The sequence below is a fragment of the Prosthecodimorpha staleyi genome, assembly GCF_018729455.1.
Lineage (GTDB): Bacteria > Pseudomonadota > Alphaproteobacteria > Rhizobiales > Ancalomicrobiaceae > Prosthecodimorpha > Prosthecodimorpha staleyi.
This window is the reverse complement of sequence record NZ_JAHHZF010000005.1, coordinates 316,998-328,683: the sequence shown is the minus strand read 5'-3', so window position 1 is coordinate 328,683 and position 11,686 is coordinate 316,998. Positions and strand designations below refer to the sequence as shown.

11 protein-coding genes are annotated in these 11,686 nt (G+C 67.4%); 7 read left to right on the top strand and 4 right to left on the bottom strand.

Annotation, left to right across the window (positions count from 1 at the left end; genetic code table 11):
• The first annotated feature begins 6 nt into the window (after positions 1–6).
• From KL771_RS12175 to KL771_RS12150, 6 genes are all read left to right on the top strand, one after another.
• Positions 7–294 (top strand): hypothetical protein, encoded by a 288-nt coding sequence (locus tag KL771_RS12175; RefSeq protein WP_261968823.1) that lies wholly within the window; start codon positions 7–9, stop codon positions 292–294.
• Positions 295–418: 124 nt separating this feature from the next.
• Positions 419–817 (top strand): Hpt domain-containing protein, encoded by a 399-nt coding sequence (locus KL771_RS12170; RefSeq protein ID WP_261968822.1) that lies wholly within the window; start codon positions 419–421, stop codon positions 815–817.
• 93 nt (positions 818–910) lie between these two features.
• The gene (locus KL771_RS12165; RefSeq protein WP_054360963.1) at positions 911–1,231 is read left to right on the top strand and encodes a 2Fe-2S iron-sulfur cluster-binding protein; all 321 of its coding nucleotides are present in this window, start codon (positions 911–913) and stop codon (positions 1,229–1,231) included.
• 293 nt (positions 1,232–1,524) lie between these two features.
• The gene (locus tag KL771_RS12160) at positions 1,525–2,583 is read left to right on the top strand and encodes an NAD(P)/FAD-dependent oxidoreductase (RefSeq protein WP_261968821.1); all 1,059 of its coding nucleotides are present in this window, start codon (positions 1,525–1,527) and stop codon (positions 2,581–2,583) included.
• 25 nt (positions 2,584–2,608) lie between these two features.
• Entirely contained in the window at positions 2,609–3,394 is a 786-nt protein-coding gene (locus KL771_RS12155; RefSeq protein ID WP_261968820.1) for a class I SAM-dependent methyltransferase, read from the top strand.
• A gap of 145 nt (positions 3,395–3,539) precedes the next feature.
• On the top strand, positions 3,540–4,040 hold the full coding sequence (locus KL771_RS12150; protein ID WP_261968819.1) for a hypothetical protein: 501 nt from the start codon (positions 3,540–3,542) through the stop codon (positions 4,038–4,040).
• A gap of 259 nt (positions 4,041–4,299) precedes the next feature.
• On the opposite strand, the gene KL771_RS12145 is transcribed toward KL771_RS12150, so the two are convergent.
• From KL771_RS12145 to aroC, 3 genes are all read right to left on the bottom strand, one after another.
• Positions 4,300–5,439: an acyltransferase family protein gene (locus tag KL771_RS12145; protein WP_261968818.1), complete on the bottom strand. Its 1,140-nt coding sequence runs from the start codon at positions 5,437–5,439 to the stop codon at positions 4,300–4,302.
• Positions 5,440–5,583: 144 nt separating this feature from the next.
• On the bottom strand, positions 5,584–6,939 hold the full coding sequence (ribB, locus tag KL771_RS12140; RefSeq protein ID WP_261968817.1) for a 3,4-dihydroxy-2-butanone-4-phosphate synthase: 1,356 nt from the start codon (positions 6,937–6,939) through the stop codon (positions 5,584–5,586).
• A gap of 101 nt (positions 6,940–7,040) precedes the next feature.
• Positions 7,041–8,147: a chorismate synthase gene (aroC, locus tag KL771_RS12135; RefSeq protein ID WP_261968816.1), complete on the bottom strand. Its 1,107-nt coding sequence runs from the start codon at positions 8,145–8,147 to the stop codon at positions 7,041–7,043.
• A 206-nt stretch (positions 8,148–8,353) separates the two neighbouring features.
• Here aroC and KL771_RS12130 point away from each other — a divergent pair, with 206 nt between their 5' ends.
• Complete coding sequence (locus KL771_RS12130; RefSeq protein ID WP_261968815.1) at positions 8,354–9,655, top strand: caspase family protein; 1,302 nt, start codon at positions 8,354–8,356, stop codon at positions 9,653–9,655.
• A 30-nt stretch (positions 9,656–9,685) separates the two neighbouring features.
• Here KL771_RS12130 and dnaG read toward each other — a convergent pair whose 3' ends face one another.
• The gene (dnaG, locus tag KL771_RS12125; protein ID WP_261968814.1) at positions 9,686–11,617 is read right to left on the bottom strand and encodes a DNA primase; all 1,932 of its coding nucleotides are present in this window, start codon (positions 11,615–11,617) and stop codon (positions 9,686–9,688) included.
• Positions 11,618–11,686: the final 69 nt, after the last annotated feature.

Here is an 11,686-nt window from a genome sequence, read left to right as displayed (position 1 = left end):
GGCCGCATGGGGACCGACGGGGCCGGGGGAAATCCGGGCGCGAAGGCGCCGGCGGCGCCGGGCCGGCCCAGTGCGAGCCAGCGGCGCTACCTGGAGCAGGGGCTCGGGCAGCCGGGCGGCAAGTTGCCGCTGTTCGATTCCGACGGGCAGGAGTTCCCGCACCGCACCATCCGCGCCTGTCTGGAAAAGGGCTGGGCAGAGCCGTGGTTCGACAATCCGATGAAACCGGACTGGGTGGTCGCCCGGCTGACCGCGGCCGGTCGGCGCGCGCTCGGCGGCAAGGCGGAGGGCTGAGCCGGTCGGTGGCCTCCACCTTTCCTTTACCGTATTGCGCGATCGCCTTCTTTCGGCAGCGGAATTTACGTCTCCTTGGCCTCTACGGGGCTTCTCTCGACGAGGATCGGCGGGAGAGCGGGCGATGAGAGATGGAGGCGATGTCGGCTTCGGAGCGGTTCGTCGGGACGCCGTCCGCCCGGTCGGCGGCGACGGCCGGCCCTTGGACTTCGCCCATCTCGACCGCATGACCTTCGGCAGCCGCGACCTGCAGCACGAAGTGCTCGGCATGTTCCTGGCGCAATCCCAGGCGCTGCTGGATCGCATCCGGTCGGCGGCCGATGCCGACAGCGGCCGCCGGGCGGCCCACACGCTGAAGGGATCGGCCCGCGGCATCGGGGCGTTCCGCGTCGCCCGGCTCGCCGAGGCGGTCGAAATGGCCGAGCGGGTCCCCGGCGACGCCGCGCATCTGTTCGGCGAACTGACCGCGGCCGTCGAGGCGGTCGATCGGGTGATCCGCCAGGAACTGGGGAATCGGGCCTAATCGGCCGCAGCGCCCTCGCGCCGTCTTGACCTTCCCGCCCGAGCCTTTATCTCGGGCGCTGCCCTTCCCCTGCCTCCCGAGCCCGAGATCCCGATGCCCAAGATCACCTTCATTTCCGCAGCCGGCGCCGAGCAGACCGTGGAGGCCGAGATCGGCTCCACCGTGATGGAGAATGCGATCCGCAACATGGTGCCCGGCATCGAGGCCGAATGCGGCGGCGCCTGTGCCTGCGCGACCTGCCATGTCTATGTGGACGAGGCCTGGTATGCCAAGGTCGGGGCGCCGGAGCCGATGGAAGAGGACATGCTGGACTTCGCCTACGACGTCCGCCCGACCTCCCGGCTGTCCTGCCAGATCAAGGTGACCGCCGCGCTCGACGGTCTCGTCGTCCGGACACCCGAACGCCAGGCCTGACCCGGCCGGATCGTGGGCACGGCCGAGCCGCCGGCCCCGATCCGGACGCCGCGGCGCCCCTTGCTGGCCATTGCAAGCCGTTGCAATCCATTGCCCGGCAATCCGGTGCGCGACGCCGTTGCGCAGGAGGTTCGCCGGTTGCGCAGCGCCGCGCGGCCGGGACTGTCCGAGCGGTGGTCTCAGGGGCGCGTGTTGTCGGCCCGCAGTCCTCCGCTCTGGCCCGCGCGGCCGAACCATCCTATAGGTCGGGTCCCAACCCGGCGGCGCGGCCGCCATCGCCCGGTCAGATGCGCATGTCCGAAACCATCGCTCCCGATGTGAATGCCTCCGACGCGATCACAACCGATGTCCTCGTCATCGGAGCCGGCCCGGTCGGCATCTTCGCGGTCTTCGAACTCGGCCTGCTCGACATGCGCTGCCACTTGGTCGACATCCTGGATCGGCCCGGCGGCCAATGCGCCGAGCTCTATCCGGAGAAGCCGATCTACGACATTCCCGGCTACCCGGTCGTTGGCGCCCAGGAGCTGGTCGAGAAACTGATGGAGCAGGCGCGGCCGTTCAGCCCGGTGTTCCACTATTCGCAGATGGTCGAGACGGTGGCGCGGCTGCCGGAGGGCGGCTTCGCGGTGACGACCGATCTCGGCACCCGGTTCCACGCCAAGGTGGTGGTGATCGCGGCCGGCGGCGGTTCGTTCCAGCCGAAGCGCCCGCCGGTGCCGGGGATCGAGGCCTATGAGGGGACTTCGGTCTTCTATGCGGTGCGCCGGATGGAGGCGTTCCGCGACCAGGACGTGCTGATCGTCGGCGGCGGCGATTCCGCACTCGACTGGACGCTCAACCTGCAGCCGATCGCCCGGAGGGTGACGCTGATGCACCGGCGCGACGAGTTCCGCGCCGCCCCGCATTCGGTCGAGCGGATGCGCAGCCTGGTCGCCGAGGGCAAGCTCGACCTGGTGTTGGGGCAGGTGACGGGCTTGGCCGGCGCCGACGGGCACCTGTCCGGCGTCCAGGTGAAGCTCAACGACGGCACGGCGCGCGAGATCGCCGCCACCCGCATGCTGCCCTTCTTCGGGCTGACCATGAAGCTCGGGCCGATCGCCGACTGGGGCTTGAACCTGCATGAGAATCTGATCCCGGTCGACACCGAGAAGTTCGAGACGTCCGAACCCGGCATCTTCGCGGTCGGCGACATCAATACCTATCCGGGCAAGCTCAAGCTGATCCTGTCCGGCTTCCACGAGGTCGCGCTGATGGCGCAGGCGGCGAAGCGCATCGTCGCGCCCGGCCAGCGCATCGTGTTCCAGTACACGACCAGTTCGACCAGCCTGCAGAAGAAGCTCGGCGTCTCGTGACCCGGGCATTGGCGAAGGCAGCCCGATGACGGATGTGGCCGCAGTTCCGGTCGATGGCGACGCCGCGACCGGTCCGCTTCTGCGCTTCCCGCGCAAGGGGCGGTCCTATCTGAAGGTGCTCGCCGAGGTTCACCGCCGCCGGAAGCCGCATCGCTATTTCGAGATCGGGGTCAATCTCGGCGCCAGCATGGCCTGCTTTGGGTGCGACGCCGTCGGCGTCGACCCGCAGATGGGCCGGGTCGCCAACGACTTCACGCGCGGCAAGTCGCGCCTCTTTCTGTTCCAGATGACCAGCGACGACTTCTTCGCCAGCGAGGATTTGTTCCGCTATCTGCCCGGCGGCTACGATGTCGCCTTTCTCGACGGGATGCACCAGTTCGAGTATCTGCTGCGCGACTTCATCAACGCCGAACGCTATGCCCATGCCGGCAGCATCGTCTTCCTGCACGACTGCATCCCGGTCAATGCGGAGATGACCGAGCGCCGGCCCAATCCGGCGGCACGGCGCGATCCCGTCTATCGATCGGCCTGGACCGGCGACGTCTGGAAGCTGATCCCGATCCTGCAGCAGTATCGGCCGGATCTGACCATGACGGTGCTCGACAGCCCGCCGACCGGACTGGTCGCCCTGACCGGCCTGGACCCGACCTCCCGTCGGCTCGGCGAACACTATGCCGAGATCGTCAAGGCCTTCGGTGCCGTCGACCTGACCGACGACGCGCTTGGCGGCTATATCGAGAGCCTCCGCATCGTCGATCCCGATGTCTTTCTGGCCGGCCTCGAGCCCCTGGCCGGCCGACCTGTGCCGTAACGGCAGCACATTGTTACGGAATGGCACTGCTGCAGTGCAGCATCTCGACAATGCATGCAGCGACCCCTACAGATGTCGCTCGAAGTCCGCAGTCCGTGGTTTTGCGGAGGATCCGCTTCATCGGGCGGCATCGCAGGAGATTGGCATGAAGGGATTGCTTTTCGCAGCCGTGGTCGCAGCCGGCCTCGCTCCGTCCGTCGCCCGGGCCGACGAAGGCGCCGATTTCATCGCCAAGCTGTCGGGCTCCTGGACCGGCTCGGGCAGCATCACCGCGTCGGGCGGCGAGGCGCCGGCCGCGACCACCTGCCATCTGCAGGGTGCCCCCTCGGGTGCGTCGATCACCGTGACGGGGAAGTGCGACGGCGCCGCCAAGGGCGCCAATCTGGCCGTGCAGCTGACCTGGAGCGGCGACCAGAAGAGTTTCGTCGGCACCTTCCAGGGCGGCGCGGAAGCCGGCACGGCCTCCCTGTCCGGGCGGCTTTCCGGCAATAGCCTGGTGATGCAGGTGACGTCGCAGAACGGTGCGGTCAGCACGCTGACCCTGACGGTCAGCGGCGCGAACCGCCTCTCGCTGGCGGTTTCCGGCAAGGATTCCAAATCCGGCAAGCCGGTCCAATACGTCTCGCTCGGCCTGGCCAAGGGCTGAACCACCCGCGCTTTCCGAAGTACCCCCCGGCTCCTTCCCCTTCGCCCCCTGTAAAGGGGTGAGAAGGTGGCCGAAGGCCGGATGAGGGGTCTGGAAGACGAAGCATTCACCGCGCCCACGGTTCGAAGATCGCGCCCCTGCGGCTCGGACCGCGGGCCTGTCGCCCTGCCGCGAGATTGCCCCCCTCATCCGCCCTTCGGGCACCTTCTCCCCCCTTGGGGGCGAAGGGAGTCACCCGTTGGGGGATTGATTGGGGAAATCAACGCACGCGATACCCCGGCTCCTTTCCCTTCGCCCCCTGCACGGGAGCGAAGGGAAAGGAAGCGCGGCGACGGGAGCGTGATGGACGGAGCGGCCGGGCCGCCAGACGGCGGCGCAGTGCTTCGCGTAGCGGCACCTCGCAGGCCCGATGGAACCCCGTCGCGATCACGAGGACGGATCCGGCATAGAGCGCCCAGAACCAGGGCCGATCGGCCGGCAGGGCCTGGCCGAAGGCCTGCCAGAGCGCGCTCAGGCCGAGCTGGATCGGCAGATGGAGCATGTAGACGGCGAGGCTGATCGCGCCCAGGCCGCGCAGCGGGCGCGCGGCGGCCAGGCGGCGCAGCGGTGCCAGCGCGGCGACCGCGCCGAGTGCGGCCAAGGCCGCGAGATCGAAGGCGAAGGTCTTGATCCACCAGCAGAAGGGCAGCGTCGCCGCAAGCCCGGCGACCAGCACCGGCGAGAGCCGTTCTCCGGACCGGATGCAGCGGACGGCCTCGGCCGCACCGACCGCCAGGAAGAAACCGATCAGGCCGCGGGCGAGCCCGGTCAGGATGAACAGGTCGGTCTTCAGGAAGATGCCGATGCCGGCGAAGATCAGCACCGGCGCGGCGAGCGCCGGGCCGACGGTCTGCATCGCGGCGAAGAAGAGGACGTAGAGCGCCATCTCGACGCTCAGCGACCAGGACGGATGGTTGAAGGACGTGCCGTCGTTGACGAGCAGCAGGTTGCCGATCACCGTGGCGGAGCCGGCATGGCCGGTCACGCCGAGACCGCCGACAAGCGCGATCAGAGCCGCGGTGGCCAGGAAGCCGGCCAGATGGGCCGGATAGAGCCGGGTCAGCCGCAGGGCCAGGAAGGTGCCGAAGCCGATCCGCCCGGCCGCGATGCGGGCCGCATAGACATGGTGGAAGACGAGGCCGGACAGCAGGAAGAACAGGTCGACCGCCAGATAGCCATGCCGGTAGAGCGCGCCGATTCCCGGCAACCCCGCACCCGGCGCCGCTGCGATCGTGAGCGGCGAGTCCTGGTAGGGATCGACGAAATGCACGTAGTGCCAGAACAGCGCGACCGCGAGGGCAGCAAGGCCACGCAGCCCGTCGAGCCATTCCAGCCGGTCGCCGCCGCCGTCCGCCGCCATGCCGTCCGCCCTCCCGGCCCGCAGCGGCCGTCAGGCGAACCAGACTAGGTCGGAAACATTCACATTCGTTTACATCGCACGGGGCGTGCGGCGGCAGGCGATGCCGGATCGCCCCGCCGCCTCCGTTCACGCGCCCCGCGCGCCTCAGGCTTCCGGGGCCTCGGTGCCCTCGATCTCGATGCCGAAGCCCTCCAGGCCGACATAGCGCCGCGCCTTGGACGAGATCAGATGGATCGAACCGACGCCGAGCGCCTTCAGGATCTGCGCGCCGAGACCGATCTCGCGCCAGTTCTCCGCCCGGATCGACGCCGAACCGTGGCCTTCCATCTCTTCGGGTGCATGGGTGGCGCCATCGACACCCTTGAGCCCGTCGCGCGGCCGGGACGCGGAACGGGCGACGCCGACCGAACCCTCGCGCAAATAGACGATCACGCCGCGGCCCTTCTCGGCGAAGCGCTTCATCAGGAGGTCGAGCGTGCGCGACGGCCCGAACACGTCGCCGACTACGCTCTCCAGATGCAGCCGCACCGGAACGGCGCGGCCGTCGCGAATGTCGCCGAACACCACCGCCAGGTGATGCATCGGGTCGAAGGGCGTGCGGAAGGTGATCGCCTGCGCCTTGCCGGCCGGGGTGTCGATCTCGAAGTCCTCGATCTTCTCGACCAGCCGCTCGTTGCGCTGGCGATAGGCGATCAGGTCGGCGACCGACACGGTCTTCAGCCCGTGCTGGCGGGCGAATTCGGCGACCTGCGCACCGCGCTTGACGGTGCCGTCGTCATTGACCAGTTCGGAGATCACGCCGACCTGCGGCAGGCCGGCCAGCCGGCAGAGATCGACCGCGGCTTCCGTATGGCCGGAACGCATCAGCACGCCGCCCTCGCGGGCGACCAGCGGGAAGATGTGACCCGGGCGGACGAAATCGCCGGCACCGACATTGGGATTGGCGAGCGCGCGCACGGTGGCGGTGCGCTCCTCGGCCGAGATGCCGGTCGTGGTGCCGTGGCGATAGTCGATCGAGACCGTGAAGGCGGTCGAATGCGGCGCGTCGTTGACGGCGACCATCGGTTCCAGATGCAGCCGGCGCGCCTCCTCGCGGGTGATCGGCGTGCAGACGATGCCGGAGGTGTGGCGGATGATGAAGGCCATCTTCTCGGTGGTGGCATGGACGGCGGCGACGATCAGGTCGCCCTCGTTCTCGCGATCGTCGTCGTCGGTGACGACCACGATCTCGCCCTTCTCGAAAGCCCGGATGGCCTCGGCGACGCGTTCCTGCGACATGATCTGCTCCGTGAAGACCCGGTCCCGTCCGGACAGGCCGAGAAAGTCGTTGGGGGTGACGGCGCCGCCGGTGGCCTCGGCGATCCGCGCCGCGGTCTCGCGGCCGATCCAGACCTCCGGATCGTTGCACAAGGCCGTCACCGCGGCCGGCGACAGGCCGGCGCGGCGGGCAAAGGCGGCGCGGCTCTCGCCGCGTCCGGCGAGAAACTCGTCGAGGCGCATGACGCAACCCTATCGTCGCGCACCTTCAGGCGCAACGAATGAAGCGCCAAACTTTCAGCAATACTGAATTCCCTGGAATGCAGAGCCGAAGGCCGGCCCGGTCACCGCCCCGTCTGGCCGCGATGGCGCAGGAAATGGTCGGCGAGCACGATAGCCACCATGGCCTCGCCGACCGGCACGCCGCGGATGCCGACGCAGGGATCGTGACGGCCCTTGGTCAGGATCTCGGTCGCCTGTCCTGACTTGTCGATGGTTTTGCGCGGAGTCAGGATCGAGGACGTCGGCTTGACGGCGAAGCGCGCCACGATCGGCTGGCCCGACGAGATGCCGCCGAGGATGCCGCCCGATTGGTTGGAGCGGAATTCCGGCGTGCCGTCCTGCCTGAGATAGATCTCGTCGGCATTCTCCTCGCCGGTCAGTTCGGCAGCCCCGAAGCCGGCGCCGATCTCCACGCCCTTGACCGCGTTGATCGACATCAGCGCGGCGGCGATGTCCTGGTCGAGCTTGCCGTAGATCGGCGCCCCCCAGCCCGGCGGCACGTTCTCGGCGACGATCTCCAGGACCGCGCCGACCGAGGAGCCGGCCTTGCGGATGCCGTCCAGATAGGTCTCGAAGCGGGCCGCCGCCTCGGCATCGGGGCAGAAGAAGGGATTGCGGTCGACCTCGGCCCAGTCCCAGCGGGTGCGGTCGATCTTGTGCGGCCCCATCTGCACCAGCGCGCCGCGCACCGTCACCCCGCCCGGCACGGCTGCGTCGAGCACCTTGCGGGCGACACCGCCGGCCGCCACCCGGGCCGCCGTCTCGCGCGCCGACGAGCGGCCGCCGCCGCGATAGTCGCGGATGCCGTATTTGGCGTCGTAGGTGAAATCCGCGTGGCCGGGCCGGAACTTGTCGCGGATGTCGTTATAGTCCTTTGAGCGCTGGTCGACATTGCGGATCATCAGCGAGATCGGCGTGCCGGTGGTGCGCTGGCCGCCGGTGCGCTCGTCCTCGAACACACCCGACAGGATCTCGACCTCGTCCGGCTCGCGCCGCTGCGTGACGAAGCGCGACTGGCCGGGCTTGCGCCGATCGAGCCAGACCTGGATGTCGGCCGCGGTCAGCGGCAGCCCGGGCGGACAGCCGTCGACGACGCAGCCGAGCGCCGGCCCATGGCTCTCGCCCCAGGTGGTGACGCGGAAGAGATGGCCGAAACTGTTGTGCGACATGGGTCAACCGGCTGGACGGAGCGGGAGGCTCTTCTATGCCGAACCGGGCGGCGGGGTCAAAGGGCGGCTTGCCGGCGGGGCGGCGCCCTCCAGGCTCGGCGAGGTTCCAAATGGCTTGGCGACCGCTCCCGGTTGCAGACGGTTCCCGCCACGCATCTCCCCCTCTAGACTGCAGGCAGGCACGGGGTCCGGCGGTGGGGGAAGCCATGGTGCTGGTTCGAAGTCTTCTCATCCTGGCGGTTGTCGGCCTCCTGGCGATCGGCGCCGCCCTGCCCGCTTCGGCCGAGCGCCGGGTGGCGCTGCTGATCGGCAATGCCGCCTACAATCAGGGGCCCTTGCGCAATCCCGGCAGGGACGTCGCGGCCATGAAACGCGCCCTGTCGTCGATCGGCTTCGAACTGGTCTCCGCCCACACCGATCTCGGCCGCGACGCCATGCTGGCCGCCATCGAGGATTTCTCGGACCGCGTCCGGGGCGCCGAAATCGGCCTGGTCTTCTATTCGGGCCACGGGCTCGAGGTCGGCGGCACAAACTATCTGGTCCCCACAGACGCACGCCTCGCCGCGGCCCGCGACGTGAAATACGAGACCATTCCGCTCGACGAGATTGTCAGTGCGCTCGACGGGGCGACCCGCCTGCGCATGATCCTGCTCGACGCCTGCCGCGACAATCCGTTCGCTGTCGCCGACGGACGGACCAAAGGTGGCGGCAGCAGGGGCCTCGCCGTCGTCTCCGCCGGAGACGGCAACATGCTGATCGCCTATGCGGCCGCCCCGGGTGCCGTGGCCTATGATGGCGACGGTGACCTCAGCCCCTTCACCCAGGCTCTCACCCGCAACCTCGTCATTCCCGATCTCGACATCCGGATCGCGCTCGGCAAGGTCCGTGACGAGGTCCAGGCCAGCACTCGAGCACGACAGAAGCCTTTCCTGACCATGTCGCTGGGCGGAGACGCGATCACCCTGGCGTCAAGGCCTTCGCAACAGGGCGGCGGCGTCGAACCGGCACCGCCCCCGGTGGTCGTCCCATGGCGCTCCCTGGTGTCCGGACTCGAGGAGACTACGCGATTCCGGGTCGTCAACGTTCCGGCGGGCGACGTCCTCTTTCTGCGCGCCGGCCCGGACCGAAGCGCAGACGCGGTCGGCGCCATCCCGTTCCTGGGCGAGGGTGTCGTCCGGCTCGATGCGTCGTCCGTGGCAGGGTGGTGGCGTGTCCGCTACGGCGGCCTGACCGGCTGGGCCAACAGTCGCAATCTGGCCGCCATGCCGTCTGGACCGCCGGCCCCGGCCGCCGAGATCGTCGACGAATTCGCCTATCGCTATCAGGGCGAGACCAGCACCACGGTCGCCGATTTCAGTGCCTGCCGGGCGCAATGCCGCGCTGACCGAACCTGCCGCGGACTGACCTATTTCAAGGCGCGGTCCCTGTGCCGGCTGATGACCGACACCGATCGCCCGCTCGACGCCAATTCCGAGGCGATCAGCCTCCGCTTTGTCGGTGCGCGCTGACCCGCGAGCGGGTGGCTCACACCAAGGATTTCATTTCCGTCCACCGACCGGCGCGAAGACCGGGCCGGTGTCCTTGTCCGCCCCGAAGGCGGCGCGGATCAGCTTGGCCTCCTCGGCCAGCTCCTGTTCGCGGTGAAAATACTCTTCCCTCCGTCGCAATACCTCTCTTATCAGTTCCATCGCTCGAACTTCAGTTTCGCTATCGATATCATTTCCGGCAGACGAAATTACCTCTTCACGATGGCGCTCCAAATCCCGCAGCTGTAGACGACCCAAGAAATTATAGAATATCCGGTATATAAATTCTTCACTCGGAAGAAATCCTACGATCGGCAGTCTCGCTCGAAGCGCATGACCGCGGTGTTTAATTATATTACCTGACTTATCTAAAACACTGTCACCATGAACATTTCGCAGAACAAAGTGAAACTTGTTATCGATTTTCTCGTAAAACTTTGAAACATCCACATTTTCAAATTCAACAAGAACACGAAACAACTCCATTCTGAAATAATTATATTGCTCCACCAAAAAATTTGCGGAAATAACATGCTCCAAAGACTCGAAAAAAACACCCGGATACTCTACGCAGATGCCAAGAATTATCGCCTCAACTCCCGGTAATTCATCGTCTGCCGTTTTTTTGGGCAATACAATATTGTCGTTTGTTTCTTGCTTCTTCTGACGATCAGTTCTCCAGAACATGTTCATGAGCTGAATTCGATACTTATTCTTGTAGTTCTGTTGCACTGCCCGATCTTGGATCTGGGTCGTCAACTCGTTCAGCCGCTTCTCCAGCGCCGCCTTGCGCTCGGGCGTGTCGATGGTCGCCCCGGCGGTCTCCCGCTCCCACAGCACCTCGGCCAGCGGGACCGCGCGCTGGATCTCGGCCAGGAAGGCCTCGCGGCCGCCGCCGGCGATCAGTTCGTCCGGGTCCTTGCCGTCGGGCAGGAAGCAGAAGTTGAACGAGAAGCCGCTCTTCAGATGCGGCAGGATGCGGTCGATGGCGCGGTGGGCGGCGCTGATGCCGGCGCGGTCGCCGTCGAAGCAGACGACCGGTTCGGGCGCGAAGCGCCACATGCGCTGGATCTGTTCCTCCGTGAAGGCCGTGCCGAGGGTCGCCACCACCGAACCTATGCCGGCCTGCACCACTGCGATGGCGTCGAGATAGCCCTCCACCACCACGATCTGGCCGCTCTCATGCGCCGCCGCGCGGGCGCGATGGCCGTTGAAAAGCATGAACCCCTTGTGGAAGAGCTCGGTCTCCGGCGAGTTCAGGTATTTCGGCTTGTCGTCGGGACCGAGCGCACGGCCGCCGAAGGCGACCACCCGACCGCGCTCGTCCTGGATCGGGATGATCAGGCGGTTGCGGAAGCGGTCGTAGCTCGGCCGGCCGTCGTCGGGCTCGATCAGCAGCCCGGCATCGATCATCGAGCGCTCGTCGACGCCGCGTCCGATCAGGTGCCGCTTCAGGGCGTCGCGCTCGGCCGGCGCCGCGCCGATCCGGAATTCGCGGATGGTCTCCGGCCGAAGCCCGCGCCGTTCGGCATAGGCCCTTGCCGTCGCGCCGGCCGAGAGCCGGAACGTCTCCTGGAAGAACTGGCAGGCCAGTTCGACCACGTCGGCGAGGCTGGCACGCTGGCGCTCGCGCACCACCTCGCGCTGGTCGGGCTTGGGCAGCGGGACGCCGGCCTCCGCGGCCAGCCGTTCGACCGCCTCGGGAAAGCTCAGGCCCTCCGTCTCCATCAGGAAGCGGAACACGTCGCCATGCTTGCCGGACGAGAAGCAGTGATAGAAGCCCTTGTGATCGTTGACGAAAAAGCTCGGCGTCTTCTCCGGATTGAACGGCGACAGGCCGGCATATTCGCGGCCCTGTTTCTTCAGCCGCACGCGCCGTCCGACCACGGCGGAAACGGGCAGCCGGGCGCGGATTTCGTCAAGAATGTTGGGCGGGAATTTCATGGGCTGATCATAACCGATCGTCCGGGTCCGTGCCCGACATTCGCCATTGCCATCGACAGGAATTTGCAC